Source organism: Paenibacillus sp. Negev47, assembly GCF_058313655.1.
In genome coordinates, this window is record NZ_CM177754.1 from 121,171 (window position 1) to 140,201 (window position 19,031).

Sequence of the window (19,031 nt, forward strand, 5' to 3'; positions counted from 1 at the left end):
ATGACTCCCCGGCAATCTATCAGACTACAGATGGTGGAACCACGTGGACAGAAAAAATGTTGTTACCCTCAGAGCAGGGTTAAGTGATCTGTTATTCTGAAATAACAACCAGACAAATCCAAATTAGAAATGTATAAAATTCAATTTGGCAGGTCTCTGCATGAGTTTGTATAACAAACAAGCCTCTTCCTGATCAACTACACAGGAAGGGGCTTGTTTGCGTGGAAATAATAACGGTTGAAACCTGCTTCAAAACAAGTTATTGTAAGCGATAACAATACATTTATTGGAGGTTGAAATTATGGTTGATGTTATTCTAAAGGCTGATTCAGATCAAGGATTAATAAATCGCAATATATATGGTCACTTTTCCGAACACTTGGGACGTTGTATATATGAGGGCTTGTGGGTAGGAGAAAATTCACCTATTCCGAATACGGATGGGATCCGAAATGATGTATTGACTGCCTTGCAGAAGCTTAATATTCCAGTTCTTCGCTGGCCAGGTGGTTGTTTTGCCGATGAATATCACTGGAAAGATGGCGTGGGCCCGAAGAGTGAGCGTGCTCGTATGATCAATACGCATTGGGGCGGTGTGGAAGAAAATAATCACTTTGGTACACATGAATTCTTGAGACTGTGTGAGCTGCTCGGTACGGAGCCGTATATCAGCGGTAACCTGGGTAGTGGTACGGTCCAGGAGATGCAGGAATGGGTGGAGTACATCACATTTGACGGCGAATCCCCAATGGCGAACTGGCGTAAGAGCAACGGCCGGGAAGAGCCGTGGAAACTGAAGTATTTTGGCGTAGGGAATGAGAACTGGGGATGTGGCGGGAATATGCGCCCTGAATATTATGCGGATGAATATCGCCGGTATGCTACATACGTACGTAACTATTCCGGGAACGAGATCTATAAGATCGCTTGTGGACCCAACGAAGGCAACTATGAATGGATGGAAGTGCTGATGCGGGAGGCTGCTCGCTTTATGGACGGAATCAGTCTTCATTATTACACCATCCCTACAGGAGAGTGGAATGATAAAGGTGCAGCCACAGGATTCGGAGAGGCTGAGTGGTTCACCACCTTGAAGAAAACGTTATATATGGATGAATTGCTGGTAAAGCACTCCGAGATTATGGACAAATATGATCCAGAGGGCAGAGTCGGCATTATTGTGGACGAATGGGGCACGTGGTATAACGTTGAGCCGGGAACCAATCCAGGGTTCCTTTATCAACAGAATACGATGCGGGATGCTGTGCTTGCAGGCGTTAATCTGAATATTTTTAATCAACATAATAAACGGGTACACATGGCAAATCTTGCGCAGATCGTCAATGTGCTTCAATCGCTTGTGCTCACAGAAGGGGACAAAATGCTCCTGACACCTACGTATCATGTATTTGATATGTATCAGGTGCATATGGATGCGCAGCGACTGGATTTGAATTATGAAAGCCCGGGATACACATTCGGGGAAGAGACTATTCCACAGCTCAGCTTATCAGCCTCCCGTAACAAGGATGGGATCATTCACGTGACAGCTTGTAATCTGAGCCACACGGATGAGTTGGAAGTCGTATGCCAGCTGGAAGCAGCTCAAGTGGCTAAAGTATCCGGGCAGATTCTGCATCATACTGATTTTGGTGCATTCAATACCTTTGAACAACCAAATCACGTTCAGCCTGTGACGTGGGATGGAATCACACTGGAGAATAACACACTGCGTTTTGTCCTTCCACCAGCATCAGTTGGGGTGCTCGCTGTAGAGGATTAATGCATGAAAAGGCAGGAACCTTGCAAGGGGTGCAATGAACAGTATGATGTGAAGGTTAGCGACGCCAAAATGGCCAGACTTGTGGAGATTGCCTCACGTTCGCGTCCGACGGTGCAGGATGAGGAATATGAGCGTCGACTATCCATCTGCTCCGCTTGCCCGGGATTGCAATATGGCACAACCTGCAGGCATTGTGGTTGTCTCGTACAGGTGCGAGCGAAACTGAGTGAGTCGACATGTCCTTTTCCTTATGAATCGCAATGGGCCTGATCTGATGAACAAATTTCATTATAATGAAGCAAAAGGGAGTTGCACTTTACAGGTGCGGCTCTTCTTTTTTGGCTTCATGAGGAAAAAACTCTGAATTTGGATTTGAATTGAGCGAGGGAACTGGATATAGTTATACAGTAGAGTGTAGGATAGCGAGCTATCCGGGAATATGAGCGCGTATAGCGACACAACAATACAGGAAGGGCTGTTCTCACCGGCCGTGCCTGGTTTTGCGTCGCCTCGAATATAATGGAGGTTAACATTCATGTCGAACATGCGACCGGTACACATCCGGCTGCACAGCCGTTATGAAGGTGAAGATGTGCTGCAGGAAATGCAGGGTGAAGCCGTGTTAAAAGGGTCCGTTCTTTATGTTCGTTATGAAGAACCGCAGGTTGGACCTGAGGGAGGTACAACCCGTACAACATTGAAGCTGGGCGGACAATCCATCAAGATTATACGTCATGGTGAGGTGGAATCGGAGCAGACTTTTGAATTGAATCGGAAGCTTCCTGGTTTCTATCGTTCACCATACATGTCGTTTGCCCTGTCCACGCATACACAGAAGCTGGAACTTTCCATTCAGGGATTGAGCGCACGCGCAGCGTGGAGCTACGACTTTTACCGCTTTGATGAAGAATCCGGAAATTTCGCGATTAGTTTGCATATACAGGAGGAACCAATTTCATGACACGTAATCCACTAGATACGATTAACGAACGGGTAAGCACGGCCATCGGCAATGCCATTGTGGCAGCCGGAATTGTTACGCAGGAAGAATTGCCAGCCATCACATTGGAAGTACCACGTGAGAAGACACACGGGGACTTGGCGACCAATGCTGCCATGCAGCTGACCAAGATTGCCAAGCGCAATCCGCGTCAGATTGCTGAAGAGATCATTGCCAATCTGAATCTGGCTGAAGCAGGAATTGAGAAAGCTGAGATTGCTGGTCCGGGATTCATTAACTTCAAATTGGACAAGAGTTACCTTTACCCGGTACTTGAGCTTGTGCAGGAACAGGGTGAAGATTACGGAAGAATTACAATCGGAGAAGGACGCAAAGTCGAGATGGAATTCGTCAGTGCCAACCCGACAGGCAGTTTGCATCTGGGTCATGCCCGTGGAGCAGCTGTAGGTGATGCACTATGTAACATCCTCGATTATGCAGGATATGATGTAACCCGTGAGTACTACATTAATGATGCAGGTAATCAGGTGTTTAATCTGGCTCGTTCCATTGAGGCTCGTTATCTGCAAGAGTTGGGTCAGGATGCTGAGATGCCTGAAGACGGTTATCACGGTGAAGATATTAAAGGATTCGCCAAGCAGCTTGTTGCTGAAAAGGGTGAAGAATTGTTGTCTATGCATCCTGGTGACCGTGCGGCTTATTTCCGTGACTTTGGCCTGGAAAAGGAATTGGACAAGATCAAACGTGACTTGAATCGCTTCCGTGTTAATTTTGACATCTGGTTCAGCGAAACTTCCCTGTATGACAATGGAGAAGTGCTTCGAGTGCTTGATGAATTGCGTGACCGCAATGAGATCTATGAGCAAGATGGAGCAACTTGGCTGAAAACGATGCAGTACGGTGACGACAAAGAACGTGTATTGATCAAGAACGATGGCACGTATACTTATCTGACGCCAGACATTGCTTATCACCGTGACAAATATGCGCGTGGATACGACACAATGATCAACATCTGGGGTGCCGATCACCACGGATATATTCCGCGGATGAAAGCAGCCATGCAAGCACTGGGCAATGACCCTGAGAAACTGGTGGTCTTGATTGCACAGATGGTGAGCTTGTTCCAGAACGGTGAAAAAGTGAAGATGTCCAAGCGTACAGGTAAAGCTGTAACGATGGAAGACCTGATGGATGAAGTCGGCATTGATGCCATCCGTTACTTCTTCACAATGCGCAGCATGGACTCCCATCTGGACTTTGACATGGACCTTGCTATTTCGACATCCAATGAGAATCCGGTATTCTACGTACAATATGCGCATGCACGTGTATGCAGTGTATATCGTCAGGCTGAAGAACAGGGTATTGAATTGCTGCCACTGGCACAGATCGACCTGTCCAAGCTGACAACTGAGCACGAGTATGACCTTCTCCGCAAAATGGGAGAGCTGCCTGAAGAAATCTCGGCAGCGGCAACAGGATATGCGCCTCACCGCATCATCCGTTACGTATACGAGCTGGCATCTCTGTTCCACAGCTACTACCGTGCAGAACGCGTCATTACGGAAGACGCGCAGCAAACTCAGGCGCGTCTGGCGCTGATCGGTGCTGTGCGTACCGTTATCGCAACAGCGCTTCGTCTGGTAGGCGTAACCGCTCCAGACAAAATGTAAATCCAGGCCCGCGGCACATCGCCGCTCTGCTTAAGGCAAAGAAGTCTCCATGCTCACGTTGCGTAATCAACGTGGTACATGGAGACTTTTTTTGTGTCCCCGGGGCGGAGCAAAGAGGCCTGCCCTCGGGCACACAAGACCTGCCCTGCTCTGCCATCGCAGCGGGCGCAACCTGGAGGCTCAGCCGGCTACGCAATATCCACTCGCGCGTGTACTTTCTGGCCGAGAGACTGCGTTTCGCCCAGCTTCAAGCGATTCCTGCTGACAGTTGGGCAGAGCAGGACTACTCCCCGCCCTCCTGCATTAGCCGCAGGGCGTCAATCTCACCACCGCGTACCTTGCTTTTCGTGGTGGTGGTCTTGCGGGCGCGTAGCGGGATCGTAGCACGTTTCACGAGTGTTTTGATTTCACTGGGGGATAGTCCGGGATGCTTCGCAAGCAGCAAGGCGATTGCACCGCTCACATGGGATGTCGCCATGGATGTGCCGCTCATCTCGTGATGCTTGCCTTGTACCCAGGAGGATACGATTTTATCACCGGGTGCATAGACATCCACGTATGCGCCCCGATTGCTGAAGGACGCAATACGTCTGTTTTTGTCGGTTGCCCCAACGGATATGGTCTGCGGATACCTTGCCGGATAATCAATACTGCGGCGTTTGCCGTCATTTCCTGACGAAGCAACAATGACGATGCCGGCATGATATGCACGATTGACCACGTCAAGAAGTGCCTTGCTGCGTGTTTTCATGCCAAAGCTCATATTGATGATATCGACCTTGTTGCGTACACACCAGTCGATGCCAAGCACAATGTCGGATACATAAGCTGATCCGTTGTGGTCAAATGCCTTCACCGGATAGATCAGGGAGCGTGGAGCTACACCAATCATGCCTGCGGTGCTATTGGCTGCAGCGATAGTCCCTGCAATGTGGGTACCGTGTCCATTGTCATCATGGGGAAGCAGGCTGCGGTTTAACAGGTTGATTCCGCGTGCCAGGGAATAACGAAGATCAGGGTGGTGGTAATCAGCACCCGTATCAATCACACCGATTTTAATCCGGTGTCCAGTAGACACAGACCATACTTTGGGTGCCCGAATCTGCTTCACTCCCCAGGGTATGCCTTGGGCATTGCTCGGTTTGCTGTGAAGTGCGGTGGCATGAAGTGAGATGGGTACGTCTGCTTCAATCGTAATCTCATCCCCATAACGGTACAGATCCTCCGGGCGTTGCACTGGAGCGATAATGGAACGAGCCAGTCGCGAGGAGCGGACAGCTTCAAGGTCAGTAAATTCATTCCGCATCCGAGACAATTCTACCAGACAGGCCTCATACTGCTGCGGTTTGGCAAATCGGATCAAATATCGCCCTCCCTGTTCTGGTTCAGGGCGTCGCATTCCGTCAATTAATTGATGCAATAAACCAGTATAGTCCATAATGGGCAGCCCCCTTCGGGATGAACATGCTGAGGTATTCTATGAATGCGCTCATCCCGCCGCATGGGGAACTTGCCCTTTTTTTACAAAAACACATTCTCTTCGTGTCAAAACGGGCGCAGGGACATATGATGGATGGAGAGCTAGAGGGCTCTTGCGGGGAACCTGGTGAGGAGCAATCCTTCAAGGGTATACAGTCAGAAGGCGGAGGGGACTCCGTCTTTTTTATTATGGAGTTGTCTCGTTAACAAAAGAGGGTATACCTATGAGTTCGATGTCGCTTCACGTTTAATTATATGGACAGATTGGACCTGCTCTCCGCATTTGCGTCACATCCATACATAAAAACTTGCTTTTTAACGCTAAATAGGTTTTACTTAGGTTTGTTAATGGATATGTTATACGTAACAGTCCAGTTCGTAGGGGTTAAAAAGTGAATTTTGTGTGAGAGGAAGTGTCTGCAGTGAGTACCTCGCTCAACCTGAAAATTGATAAAGAAAAGGTAAAAGAGATCCCTTTGGTGGACCTTGCCTTTATGGTGCTGAAAGCGGCTAATACGCCGTATTACTATCGTGACTTGATGAACGAGGTAGCGAAGCAGCGCGGAATGACTGATGAAGAAATCAACGAGTTTATCGCCCAGCTATATACCGAGATTAATATCGATGGCCGTTTTGCTTGCGTCGGTACGAGTCTGTGGGGCTTGAAGCGCTGGTATCCGGTAGCCGGAACAGAAGATTCCATGACGGGTGCGAAGCGTCCGCGTATCATCAACGATGAAGACGATGATCTGGAAGATGAAGACTTCGGTGAAGAAGAAGACAGCTATAACAGCGACGGAGACTTCGACAGCACGGATAAAGACGAAGAAGAAGAAGACGAAGAAGATGAAGACGAAGACGACATCTTTGATGAAGAAGACAGCGAAGAAGAAGTGCTGGTCGAAGATGACGATCTGGAAGATGAAGACCTCGAAGAAGACGAAGAAGAGTCCGAAAACGAGGATGAATTTGACGACGATTCTGATAATCGGTAGTCATTTTTGACGTCTATAATTTACCCGTTTCCCCGGAATAGTCAGCCTTGACAGCGGACGGGGTAACGGGTAAACTATTGCATGGGCTTATGAATGAGCGACAATATATTTATGTTTTTTATAGAAGGTGCCCCGTCCTGCGGGAGTACTTTTTTTTGTATTTTTAGAGGCATAATTTTGCAATATGTTTTCATTTCCGCATGCTCCCGGCCAACATTTCGTGGCCCGTTTTTGTATATCAAAAACACGAAATGGAATGATGGCTACCGGAATGTTTGCACCATTTTTTGCTGTAACACAACGTTTATTTAAACCGTCTTCGCAGAAAGAGCAGTTCGGCAGATGCAGGGAATTTCTGCCATTGCTCTTTTTAACGATGATTACCTGGGAAACAGGTTACGATAACACCATATATCGCCTGAATTTCTGTATTTATATTAGGAGGGTAATAACAGTGACAAAGTATATTTTCGTGACGGGCGGAGTTGTGTCCTCCCTAGGCAAAGGGATTACGGCTGCTTCGCTGGGCAGATTGCTGAAAAACAGAGGGCTTAAGGTAACGATTCAAAAATTTGATCCATACATCAACATCGACCCAGGGACAATGAGTCCTTATCAGCATGGCGAGGTTTTTGTAACGGATGATGGCGCGGAAACGGATCTGGACCTTGGCCACTATGAACGTTTTATTGATATCAATCTCTCCAAAAACAGCAACGTCACGACTGGTAAAGTATACTCCTCCGTCATCAGCAAAGAGCGACGCGGGGAATATCTGGGCGGAACGGTACAAGTTATTCCACACATTACGAACGAGATCAAAGAGCGTGTATTCCGCGCTGGACGTGAAGCGGGTTCGGATGTTGTTATTACGGAAATTGGCGGAACAGTGGGCGACATCGAGAGTTTGCCTTTCCTGGAAGCCATTCGTCAAATCAAGAGTGATGTAGGTCGCGACAATGTGATGTACATTCATGTAACTCTTATTCCTTACATCAAGGCAGCAGGTGAAGTGAAAACAAAACCAACGCAGCATAGTGTTAAGGAACTGCGTAGCATCGGTATTCAACCGAATGTCATTGTGTGCCGTACGGAGTATGAATTGTCTAACGACATGAAAGCCAAAATCGCTCTTTTCTGCGACATTGATGAGAATGCTGTAGTTGAATGTCGCGATGCAGACACGTTGTATCAAGTACCTCTGAACCTGCGTGAAGAAGGCTTGGATGAGATTGTAGTAAACCACCTGAAACTGACTACTCCTGCACCGGATATGAGCGAGTGGGAAGGGCTGGTTGACCGGATCAACAAGCTGGAGCATACGGTTGAGATCGCTATTGTTGGTAAATATGTAGCGCTGCATGATGCCTACCTGAGTGTTGTTGAGTCCTTGTCTCATGCAGGATTTGCATCCAATGCAGATGTGAAGATTCGCTGGATTCATTCCGAAGATATCACCGATGAGAATGTAGGCGACCTGTTACATGGCGTCGGCGGCATCTTGGTTCCTGGTGGATTTGGAGACCGGGGTATAGAAGGTAAAGTATCAGCAATCCGTTATGCCCGTGAGAAACAAATTCCGTTCTTCGGTATTTGCCTGGGTATGCAAGTTTCCGTTATTGAATATGCACGTTCCATCGTTGGCTTGAATGGTGCGAACAGCTCCGAGATTAATCCGGCTACGGAATTCCCGGTAATCGATCTGTTGCCTGAGCAAAAAGATATCGAAAATCTGGGTGGCACGATGCGTCTGGGTCTGTATCCTTGTAAGCTTCAGGAAGGATCTTTGGCAATGGCTTGTTATGATGACGAGCTGGTGTATGAGAGACACCGTCACCGGTATGAGTTCAATAATGAATACCGTGAAGCGATCGAAAAAGCAGGACTGGTTATCTCGGGTACATCCCCGGATGGACGTCTGGTTGAGATTGTGGAACTTCCAGGACACCCATGGTTCTTGGCGGTACAATTCCACCCGGAATTCACTTCCCGTCCTAATCGTCCGCAACCATTGTTCCGTGAGTTCGTGAAAGCTTCTCTGGAGAATGCACAGAAATAATACATGGTTTTAGTGTTAATGTAATAGATATTGGGGATGTTCCTGGCAACCATAGCGGATGCCGGAATATCCCTTTTTTTTGCGTGAAAAGCAGTTCAAAATGCTTTTTGTCATTTTATGAAGGTAGCAGGATTTTAATGGAAGAGGTAGAATACTTATCATGACGACTATGGGATAGTTATCCAGATTCGAAGGTGTACATGCTTTCCTAATTCTAGGAGGTTAAAGAGTGGAAGATAAAAAAGTTTTGATTGTTGATGACCAGAATGGTATTCGAATCCTGTTAATGGAAGTGTTCGGCAGTGAAGGATATAACACGTTTCAAGCACCCAACGGCAAGATTGCCCTGGAAATTGTTAACAATGACAAGCCTGATTTGGTACTACTCGATATGAAGATTCCTGGGATGGACGGCCTGGAAATCCTGAAGCATATTAAAGAAATTGATCCAGATATCAAGGTCATTATGATGACCGCTTATGGCGAGCTGGACATGATTAAGGAAGCCACGGATCTCGGGGCGCTCATGCATTTTACAAAACCATTTGATATTGATGAGATGCGAGTGGCTGTGAATATGCAGCTTCGCAATGGTGCTGCCAACAAATGCAGCTGAATCCTGTAGATACAGGATTTTTTTGCGTGTGAGAACATAGAAGGTGCGTGGTGGAAAAATGGGGTATTTCACTCCATCATCCGGGGAATATTGGAAATGGGGAAGTCATAAAGCGGTGTCTATGAAAACTGTGCTGCAAAGCACAGCATTTTTGCAAATGCTTGTTTAGTATTTGACATGGGATGTGGTATAATAAGCCCGTATGTGATTTCGGCTAAAAACCATAGACACAACCCAAACCCCTAGGAGGATTGAAACCATGCCATTAGTATCTATGACAGACATGTTGAACAAAGCACTTGAAGGAAAATATGCAGTTGGTCAATACAACATCAATAACCTTGAGTGGACTCAAGCGATTCTTGGTGCTGCTGAAGAAGAGAAATCCCCAGTAATCCTGGGTGTATCCGAAGGCGCAGCACGTCACATTGGTGGCTTCTACACTGTAGTTAAAATGGTAGAAGGACTCATTCACGACATGAAAATCACTGTTCCAGTTGCAATTCACCTGGACCACGGTTCAAGCTTCGACAAGTGTAAAGAAGCGATCGATGCTGGATTCACATCCGTTATGATCGACGGTTCCCACCACTCTATCGATGAGAACATCGAAATGACTAAAAAAGTTGTTGAATATGCACACGCTAAAGGCGTTTCTGTAGAAGCTGAAGTAGGTACTGTAGGCGGACAAGAAGACGACGTTATCGGCGGTATCATGTATGCTGACCTGAACGAGTGTATCCGTATCGTTAAAGAAACAGGTATCGACACATTGGCACCTGCTCTTGGTTCCGTACACGGTCCTTACCATGGCGAGCCCAACCTGGGCTTCAAAGAAATGGAAGAAGTTCGTGACGCGGTACAAGTTCCACTCGTATTGCACGGTGGTACAGGTATTCCTAAACACGACATCGACAAAGCCATTTCCTTGGGTACATCCAAAATCAACGTAAACACAGAGAACCAAATTGCTTTCGCAAAAGTGGTTCGTGAAGTGCTTGCAGCTAAACCAGATGCTTACGATCCACGTACATTCATCGTACCAGGCCGTGATGCAATCAAAGAAACAGTTAAAGGTAAAATCCGCGAATTTGGTTCCAACAACAAAGCGTAATTTATCTTTACCAGTTCCATACTGTGAAATGGAAGAACACCGCCTAGCCGGTGTCTTTCCATTTTCACACCTTATTTCTACATCGGAAGCCAACAGCACGTATTGCCGTTCATCGGCTGCAAAACACGTAGGGGGACATTAAGCTTTATGGAAAAATTGATGATTAGTGGCGGACGTCCGTTACAGGGAACTGTAACCATAAGCGGCGCCAAGAACAGCGCCATTGCGCTTATTCCTGCAGCATTGCTTGCCGAGTCAGAAGTCGTGTTGGACAACCTTCCACTTTTGAGTGATGTGGCGGTTTATGCAGAAATTTTGGAGGAACTCGGAGCACATGTGACGTGGGAAGGCAGTCAGATGAAGATTGATCCTTCTGACATCAAATCCATTCCTATGCCGAATGGTCCCGTGAAGAAGCTTCGTGCTTCGTATTATATGATGGGTGCATTATTAGGGCGTTTCAAAGAAGCGACCATAGGTTTACCAGGGGGCTGTAATTTCGAGCCTCGTCCAATTGATCAACATATCAAAGGGTTTGAAGCGCTTGGCGCAACCGTAACAAACGAACACGGCTCCATTCATTTGCATGCCAAAGAGCTGCGTGGAGCAAAGATCTATCTTGATGTAAGCAGTGTCGGTGCAACCATTAATATCATGCTGGCGGCTACTCGTGCCAAAGGCTCTACAATTATCGAAAACGCGGCTAAAGAGCCTGAGATTATAGATGTAGCAACGCTTCTGAATTCCATGGGTGCCAGCATCAAGGGTGCAGGTACCGAAACAATCCGTATTGAAGGGGTTTCGGAGCTTAAAGGCTGCCGTCATTCCATCATTCCGGATCGTATCCAAGCAGGTACGTATATGATCGCTGCAGCGGCAACGCGTGGTGATGTTCTGATCGACAATGTGATTCCCAAACATCTGGAGGCTTTAACGGCAAAGTTGCTGGAGATGGGTGTTGGCATTGAGGAATTGGACGAAAGTATACGAGTCATTGGTAAACCAAACTATAACCACGTGGACGTGAAGGCACTTGTATATCCTGGTTTTCCAACCGATTTACAGTCACCAATGACCAGTGTTTTAACACAGGCAACCGGTGTGAGTGTCCTGAGCGACTTTGTATACAGTAATCGGTTCAAGCACGTGCCAGAACTGGTGCGGATGGGCGCTAAGATTCGGGTAGAAGGCCGGTCAGCGATTATTGAAGGCAGTGCATTGAACGCGGCCAAAGTAAAAGCATCCGATCTTCGTGCTGGAGCAGCGCTGGTGATTGCAGGTCTCACCGTCAGTGAAGGTGTGACTGAAGTAACGGGGGTCGAATATATCGACCGTGGTTACGATCACCTGGTGACCAATCTTCGTCTGCTTGGAGCAGATGTATGGCGGGAAACCGATTAATTCGTAAGCATCATGTATGATTATGTCATGCACATGTTTATTTTAGCTGGATTGCATATCCTTTCAGCAATTGGGTAAACCTGTTTTAATAGAGTTCTCAGTCTCTCCGGCATAAGACGAAATGTTTCTGTTTCCTTTACCGGAGGGTCTTTTTTTGAATCAAACTTCATATGGCTGTAAGAACAACATTTCTCTTTCCCCAACCCCCGGTTTTGTTTGAACCTGCGCTCCATAGCCGGTCTACCTGGATCGATCGCCTCATTGCATCGTGTTCACTCATTAGCGGATTATGCCGAATATGGCCATCCCACCCGGAAACTTACACTCAAAGACAAGTATTTGCATTATAACGGTTACATTCCGTACAATGGACAGAAGAGATTGTGGCAGACGCTACGCTCTATAGCCGGAACATCTAGCGAAACTATCCATTTCACACGGACTTATTAATTGAATAGGTGGTTATTATATGGATCTACAAATTTCCGATTTGGAAGAAATGAAACTAACGGACCTCTACAAGCTGGCCAAAAAATATCAGATTCCTTACTATGGTACGTTAAAAAAGAAAGAATTAATCTTTGCTATATTACGCGCACAAGCTGAACAAAGCGGTCTGATGTTCATGCAAGGCGTACTCGAAATTTTACCTGAAGGTTACGGATTTCTTCGGCCGATCAACTACTTGCCAAGCACGGAAGACATCTACATCTCAGCTTCTCAGATTCGCAAGTTTGACCTAAGAACAGGTGACCTCGTATCAGGTAAGTGTAGAACGCCTAAGGAAAACGAGAGATACTTCGGTTTGTTGCAAGTCAACGCTGTAAATGGTGAGAATCCATCGGCGGCTGCAGAGCGACTTCACTTCCCGGCACTAACCCCACTGTATCCGCAGAAAAAACTGGTTCTCGAAACATCCCCCAACCATTTGTCCACACGCATTATGGATGTGCTCGCCCCGGTAGGATTGGGACAGCGCGGATTGATCGTAGCACCTCCCAAAGCGGGTAAAACGCTTCTCCTCAAAGAAATTGCCAACAGCATCTCAACTAACAATCCAGAAATTGAACTGTTTGTCCTGTTGATTGATGAACGTCCAGAGGAAGTAACGGATATGTCACGTTCGGTTAAAGGGGAAGTTGTGGCTTCGACATTTGATGAACTGCCTGAGAACCATATCAAGGTGGCGGAATTGGTGCTTGAACGTGCGCTTCGTCTGGTTGAGGCTAAAAAGGATGTCGTTATCCTGCTGGATAGCATTACACGTCTTGCCCGTGCATATAACCTGGTGATTCCACCATCTGGTCGTACGCTTAGTGGTGGTATTGACCCAGCTGCATTCCATCGTCCGAAACGGTTCTTCGGTTCTGCACGGAATGTGGAAGAAGGCGGAAGCTTGACCATCCTGGCAACGGCATTAATTGATACCGGTTCACGTATGGATGACGTCATTTACGAAGAGTTTAAGGGTACGGGTAATATGGAGTTGCATCTGGACCGTCGTCTGGCTGAACGTCGTATATTCCCGGCAATCGACATTCGTCGTTCTGGTACGCGTCGTGAAGAAGTGTTGCTCAGCAAGGAAGAGCTCGATACCATCTGGGCAATTCGCAAGAACATGAATGATTCCCATGACTTTGTCGAAGGTTTCCTGAAGAAACTTCGCAACAGCAAGACAAATGCAGAATTTTTGGCGGCATTTGATTCAGCTGGTAATAGTCCAACAAGCAATTCGGGGACAACAACAACCCGCCGCTCACCAAGACAGACAGCTACGTCAGGTACATCGACATAAGCGTCGTTCGACCAATAACATGCGTTTAGCAGCGTTGCTGTGAATTTTACAATACACTCGTCGTTAGGTTTAACCCATTAGATGTGAGGAGAACATCATGTATTTAGTATACGCAGATGAAAAAGGTAATGTATTTGATCACCCATCCCTGTACGGGCTTGCCCGCAGCGGAGATATGATCGTTGAAATTATGGAGGATGAACTGATCCCTTTGCCGGAGGGTGCAACTTTGGTTGGACTCCCAAGTACTCGGCCCATTGGTATGGACCCGGATACAGGTGAGATGTTGCCGATGCCAACGGACACACAGGCTGTAGGTGCGTTGCTTCCACAGGGATTCACTCGTTTGTGTCTCCCTGGTTATGTGAAGACGGATAAAGAGTATAAATTGCCGTTGTTCGGCTATTCCGCAGTAGTTTGGAAAGATGGCGGTTTCTATGTCACGGCTGCGAAGTCGGATAGTCCTGACCAATGGAATCCGCTCAACTGTGATCGGGATGATGTGCGTTCCGGAGTTAAACGGTTGACGGAGCAATATCCCGAGAATCGTCTTTATACCCATCTGTCCAATTGTGCGCTCGGATATGAATGTCTAACTTCATCGAACACGTTCCTGAATCGTTGGGAAGGCGGAGTGCCGGTATCCTATTCCTGTAATGCGGGCTGTTTCGGATGTATCTCCGAGCAACCAGATGATAGTGGATTTGTTTCCCCGCAGACACGTATGAACTTCCGCCCGCGTGTGGATGAGATTGTCCAAGTCATGATGGAGCACCTGAAGACACCTGAATCCATCATTAGCTTTGGACAAGGTTGTGAAGGGGAGCCTTCCACGCAGGCCAAGCTGATTATTGAAGCCATTCGGGAAGTGCGTTCCGTCACGGATATGGGGTATATCAACATTAATACCAATGCCGGTCTGAATGATCACATTAGAGGAATTGTAGACGCTGGGTTGGATCTGATGCGCGTAAGTACAATTAGTGCACTGGATGACCATTATAACGCCTACTATAAGCCGCGTGGCTATACCTTGGCCAATGTCGAGAAGTCGATGAAATACGCAGCTCAGCAGGGGGTATACACCTCCATTAACTATTTAATCTTTCCAGGCGTAACAGATCGTGAGGAAGAGATTGAGGCAATGATTGAATTTGCACGAAGAACTGATCTGCGTTTGATTCAGATGCGTAATCTCAATATTGATCCGGAGAGCTATCTGGAGTTAATTCCTCCAGCTCAAGGTGATATCTTGGGCATGAAGCAGATGATAGAGATCTTTGAAGACGAGTTGCCTGATGTTGTAATCGGATCGTATACTCACGTTCCACCAGCTGGAATGGCACGTCCAAAAAGGTTGATTACCTCTTAACAATAATGGATTGCAACAGGCAGTAGACCGTGTTATAATCTCAGAGTTGTGCCATTTACTCTGGGTCCGCTTGAGGCTCAGGGCGGAAAGAGGTGAAAGGTAATGAAAGAAGCAATTCATCCTAATTACACGATTGGTCAAGTATCTTGCGCTTGCGGGAATACTTTTGAGACAGGTTCGGTTAAAGACGGACTTCGTGTAGAGATTTGCTCCGCGTGCCACCCGTTCTTCACAGGTAAACAGAAGTTTATCGATGCTGGCGGCCGTGTTGATCGTTTTAAGAAGAAATACGGAATCTAATAGGACAATTCTTGGAGTTGTCTGCTAATTGCATCCAACCCACCCCTGCCGATCCGGCAGGGTTTTTTTTATATGCATTATGTGTGTCTAATTGTTTCCACGTTCCTTCTGGTTGCAATTTGGATAACCTTACGTTATACTATTTCTTACCGTGCTAGATGGGGAGGTAGCGGTGCCCTGTAACTCGCAATCCGCTATAGCGAGGTTGAATTCCTGCTAGAGGTTTTGTCGATGTGAGGTTTGGTCCCTGAACGTGGTGTTGACGGTTGGGTCCTCCGCAATGAGTACTCATGAACCTGGTCAGGTCCGGAAGGAAGCAGCCATAAGTGAGATCACTCTTGTGCCGGAGGGTCGCCTAGCCCGAGCTATTGTTCAGGGGTGCCACTTGGATCGCAAATATCGATAGCAGGTGCACGGCTTACCATTTAAATGTAGAGACCTTTGCAGTTGTATGTATGCAGGGGTCTTTTTGATATGTCTTAAAAAACCATGCATGAATGAGTCAGATAAAGTTTGGATTCACCCTGGAATATAGTATAATAGGGGAACGACAAAGGACTCGAATGCGAAGTGGAAGGAAGGTAACGCATCATGGAGCATATCGCGTTATACCGGGCTTGGCGTCCCCAGTCGTTTCAAGATATGGTGGGACAACAGCATATTATTCAGACCTTGCAGAATGCGATTCGTGAACAGCGGACTTCCCATGCCTACTTATTTAGCGGGCCCAGAGGAACGGGAAAGACGAGTGCCGCCAAGATTTTGGCCAAAGCTGTGAACTGCGAACGTGGTCCTGCACCTGAACCTTGTAACGAGTGTGAAGCTTGCCGCAGGATTACGACTGGCGCTGTGATGGATGTGCAGGAGATTGATGCTGCATCCAATCGGGGCGTTGAGGAAATCCGTGATCTTCGGGAAAAGGTTAAATACGCGCCAACCGAAGTCCGGCAGAAAGTCTATATTATTGATGAAGTGCACATGCTGACGACGGAGGCATTCAATGCTTTGCTCAAAACATTGGAAGAGCCACCGCCACATGTGATGTTTATTTTGGCAACAACGGAACCACATCGCCTTCCGGCTACCATTATATCGCGCTGTCAGCGATTTGATTTTCGCCGGGTTTCCTTGGAGGAGCAGACAGCAAGGCTTACACTGATCTGTGAACAAGAAGGCATGGAAGCTGACCAAGACGCCCTCCAATACATTGCCCGGTTATCGGACGGTGGAATGAGGGATGCGCTTAGTGTGCTGGATCAGATCTCTTCATTTACGGATGGACGAGTAACGTACCAGCAGGTTATGGAGATGACGGGTGGCATTGCTTCAGAGCAATTTGCCAAACTGGCTGCTTCACTGCTCAAAGGTGATGTTGGTCATATTTTGCAGATGATTGAAGGCTTTATGCATGAAGGAAAGAGTGCAGACAAGTGCATGGAGAATTTACTGTATTATTTCCGTGATTTGCTTATGATTAAGATGGTACCTAATGCAGACAAGCTGACGGACCGGGTGCTTAATCCGGAAGCATTCCGTGATATGGCGGAGTCATTCACCAAGGAACAACTGTTCCACATGATCGACACCCTTAATCGGTACCAGAGTGAAATGAAATATGCGGTACAGCCACAGACATTATTTGAAGTCGCATTGCTTAAACTGTGTAGTATTCCAGCACAAGGAGAGGATTCTGTTCAGGTGGGAGCTTCATCTCATGCGGCGCCTGCTGATGGGGGAGAGATCAACCGCTTGAAGCAGCAACTTGCTGAGCTGGAGAAGAAATTGGATCGTGCACTTAAGAGTGGGTTGTCTGGTGGAGAGGGTACATCAAGTGCTCCATCGCGTCCGGCAACAAGAGCCCCTGTATCGAGAGGGAACTCGCCTGCGAAGCTACCTGCACAGTTGGATCAATATGTTGCACGCAAGGGAGCCCCTGAGTTCGCGGAGATCAGCAAAAAGTGGAGTCAGATCTTGCAACGAGTGAAGGAAGAGAGAGTTACTGTTCACGCCTGGTTTGTGGATGGTGAGCCGGTATCATTGCTTGAAGACAACGTTCTGGTTGCCTTTAAAAACAATATTCACCGTGAAACGACGGAGAAGCCGGCTAACCGCGAAGTCATTGAGCGGGTGTTGTCCGAACAACTTGGGCGTCCGGCACGATTGGTGACGATGATGCTCAAAGATTGGACCGGAGCAATGGAAGGAGCTTCTGAAGCGCCAAAGGAGGACTTTAAGCTTGAACCTGAGCATGAAGACGGCGGTTCAGGCAACAAACAGCCTTGGATTGATGAAGCTATCCAGCTTTTTGGTGAGGACCTTGTAGTGATCAAAGAATAATGCGCATAGCGCGATAACTATAACAAAGGAGATGAACAATTATGAACAACATGAACCAAATGATGAAACAAGTGAAGAAGATGCAGGAGCAAATGCTGAAAGCACAAGAGGAACTGGCGGACAAAACAGTCCAAGGTACTTCCGGCGGCGGCGTTGTAACTGCTGAAGTTAACGGACACAAGAAATTGCTTGCTATCACGATCAAACCTGAAGCGGTAGATCCGGAAGATGTTGAAATGTTGCAGGATCTCGTTATGACAGCAGTTAATGATGCAATGGCCAAAGCTGATGAGATTGCCAACAAAGATATGGGCAAGTTCACAGGCGGCATGAATATTCCGGGACTATTTTAATTTAAATTGATCCTGTCAAAGGAGACATAATCGATTGTATTATCCCGAACCAATAGCCAAGCTGATTGATGCCTTTACCCGTTTGCCAGGTGTGGGCCCCAAGACAGCAGCGCGTTTAGCTTTTCATGTGCTTAACATGAAGGAAGATGACGTTATCGATTTTGCCAAAGCACTCGTGAGTGTGAAGCGTAACCTTCATTACTGCTCGGTGTGTTGTAATATTACCGATACGGACCCGTGTCGCATCTGTCAGGATAAGTCCAGGGATGTCTCTGTAATCTGTGTAGTCCAGGATTCGAAAGATCTGGTGGCCATGGAGCGCACCAAAGAATTCGATGGATACTATCATGTGTTACAGGGCGCGATTTCACCTATGGAGGGAATTGGTCCGGACGATATTCGTTTGAAGGAACTTCTGATTCGATTAAGTGATGAACGTATAAAAGAGATCATTCTGGCGACGAACCCCAATATTGAGGGCGAGGCTACAGCGATGTACATCTCCCGCTTGGTGCGTCCGTTTGAGATCAGTGTGACTCGAATTGCCCATGGATTGCCTGTAGGAGGCGATCTGGAGTATGCCGATGAGGTGACTCTTTCGAAAGCCTTGGAAGGGCGCAGGGAGATGCGTTAGTGTATTTGTTTTAAACACAGTGTACTTCCGAGAAACTTCGTGTTCTAAATATGATTCTTTTTGCCAAGAGAGCCTTAGGGCTCTCTTTTTTTGTGAGGAAAATGAAATGTCCAAGTTCTAAGTTTGTCCTTTCCCTGATAAGTATGAGAATATACT

General features: G+C 47.1%; 16 protein-coding genes and 1 other RNA gene. 16 read left to right on the forward strand and 1 reads right to left on the reverse strand.

Annotated features, from left to right (window positions below; genetic code table 11):
• Positions 1-301 precede the first annotated feature (301 nt).
• The 4 genes from AC4G47_RS00580 to argS all read left to right on the forward strand — a co-directional run bounded on the left by AC4G47_RS00580 (position 302) and on the right by argS (position 4,420).
• Complete coding sequence (locus tag AC4G47_RS00580; RefSeq protein WP_491104320.1) at positions 302-1,783, forward strand: alpha-N-arabinofuranosidase; 1,482 nt, start codon at positions 302-304, stop codon at positions 1,781-1,783.
• 3 nt (positions 1,784-1,786) lie between these two features.
• The gene (locus AC4G47_RS00585) at positions 1,787-2,053 is read left to right on the forward strand and encodes a DUF6171 family protein (protein WP_458124852.1); all 267 of its coding nucleotides are present in this window, start codon (positions 1,787-1,789) and stop codon (positions 2,051-2,053) included.
• 265 nt (positions 2,054-2,318) lie between these two features.
• Positions 2,319-2,744 (forward strand): YwiB family protein, encoded by a 426-nt coding sequence (locus tag AC4G47_RS00590; protein ID WP_458124853.1) that lies wholly within the window; start codon positions 2,319-2,321, stop codon positions 2,742-2,744.
• On the forward strand, positions 2,741-4,420 hold the full coding sequence (gene argS, locus AC4G47_RS00595; RefSeq protein WP_491104322.1) for an arginine--tRNA ligase: 1,680 nt from the start codon (positions 2,741-2,743) through the stop codon (positions 4,418-4,420). Before AC4G47_RS00590 ends, argS begins: the two co-directional genes overlap by 4 nt.
• Before the next feature lie 283 nt (positions 4,421-4,703).
• Here argS and AC4G47_RS00600 read toward each other — a convergent pair whose 3' ends face one another.
• A complete protein-coding gene (locus AC4G47_RS00600) occupies positions 4,704-5,858 on the reverse strand; it encodes a S8 family peptidase (RefSeq protein ID WP_491104323.1) in 1,155 nt (384 codons plus the stop codon).
• A gap of 463 nt (positions 5,859-6,321) precedes the next feature.
• Here AC4G47_RS00600 and rpoE point away from each other — a divergent pair, with 463 nt between their 5' ends.
• The 12 genes from rpoE to recR all read left to right on the forward strand — a co-directional run bounded on the left by rpoE (position 6,322) and on the right by recR (position 18,875).
• Positions 6,322-6,894 (forward strand): DNA-directed RNA polymerase subunit delta, encoded by a 573-nt coding sequence (gene rpoE, locus AC4G47_RS00605; RefSeq protein ID WP_491104324.1) that lies wholly within the window; start codon positions 6,322-6,324, stop codon positions 6,892-6,894.
• A gap of 454 nt (positions 6,895-7,348) precedes the next feature.
• Positions 7,349-8,953, forward strand: coding sequence for a CTP synthase (gene pyrG / locus AC4G47_RS00610; protein WP_145326611.1), 1,605 nt, complete (start codon positions 7,349-7,351; stop codon positions 8,951-8,953).
• Between the two features lie 229 nt (positions 8,954-9,182).
• Entirely contained in the window at positions 9,183-9,569 is a 387-nt protein-coding gene (locus AC4G47_RS00615) for a response regulator (protein WP_458124858.1), read from the forward strand.
• Positions 9,570-9,828: 259 nt separating this feature from the next.
• The gene (fba, locus tag AC4G47_RS00620; RefSeq protein ID WP_145326613.1) at positions 9,829-10,683 is read left to right on the forward strand and encodes a class II fructose-1,6-bisphosphate aldolase; all 855 of its coding nucleotides are present in this window, start codon (positions 9,829-9,831) and stop codon (positions 10,681-10,683) included.
• A gap of 147 nt (positions 10,684-10,830) precedes the next feature.
• Positions 10,831-12,084 carry a UDP-N-acetylglucosamine 1-carboxyvinyltransferase gene (gene murA, locus AC4G47_RS00625; protein ID WP_253429002.1) on the forward strand — a complete coding sequence of 418 codons (1,254 nt, stop codon included), beginning with the start codon at positions 10,831-10,833 and terminating at the stop codon, positions 12,082-12,084.
• A gap of 469 nt (positions 12,085-12,553) precedes the next feature.
• Positions 12,554-13,879, forward strand: coding sequence for a transcription termination factor Rho (gene rho / locus AC4G47_RS00630; RefSeq protein ID WP_036607258.1), 1,326 nt, complete (start codon positions 12,554-12,556; stop codon positions 13,877-13,879).
• 97 nt (positions 13,880-13,976) lie between these two features.
• Positions 13,977-15,251, forward strand: a complete 1,275-nt coding sequence (locus tag AC4G47_RS00635) for a radical SAM family protein (protein WP_145326614.1) — start codon at positions 13,977-13,979, stop codon at positions 15,249-15,251.
• A gap of 102 nt (positions 15,252-15,353) precedes the next feature.
• Positions 15,354-15,551: a 50S ribosomal protein L31 gene (gene rpmE / locus AC4G47_RS00640; protein ID WP_036607255.1), complete on the forward strand. Its 198-nt coding sequence runs from the start codon at positions 15,354-15,356 to the stop codon at positions 15,549-15,551.
• Between the two features lie 149 nt (positions 15,552-15,700).
• Positions 15,701-15,968: signal recognition particle sRNA large type (gene ffs / locus AC4G47_RS00645), an RNA gene on the forward strand.
• A gap of 174 nt (positions 15,969-16,142) precedes the next feature.
• Entirely contained in the window at positions 16,143-17,888 is a 1,746-nt protein-coding gene (dnaX, locus tag AC4G47_RS00650; protein ID WP_491104325.1) for a DNA polymerase III subunit gamma/tau, read from the forward strand.
• A 41-nt stretch (positions 17,889-17,929) separates the two neighbouring features.
• Positions 17,930-18,241, forward strand: a complete 312-nt coding sequence (locus tag AC4G47_RS00655) for a YbaB/EbfC family nucleoid-associated protein (RefSeq protein WP_036607248.1) — start codon at positions 17,930-17,932, stop codon at positions 18,239-18,241.
• 34 nt (positions 18,242-18,275) lie between these two features.
• The gene (gene recR, locus AC4G47_RS00660) at positions 18,276-18,875 is read left to right on the forward strand and encodes a recombination mediator RecR (RefSeq protein ID WP_062838113.1); all 600 of its coding nucleotides are present in this window, start codon (positions 18,276-18,278) and stop codon (positions 18,873-18,875) included.
• The last annotated feature ends 156 nt before the right edge of the window (positions 18,876-19,031 follow it).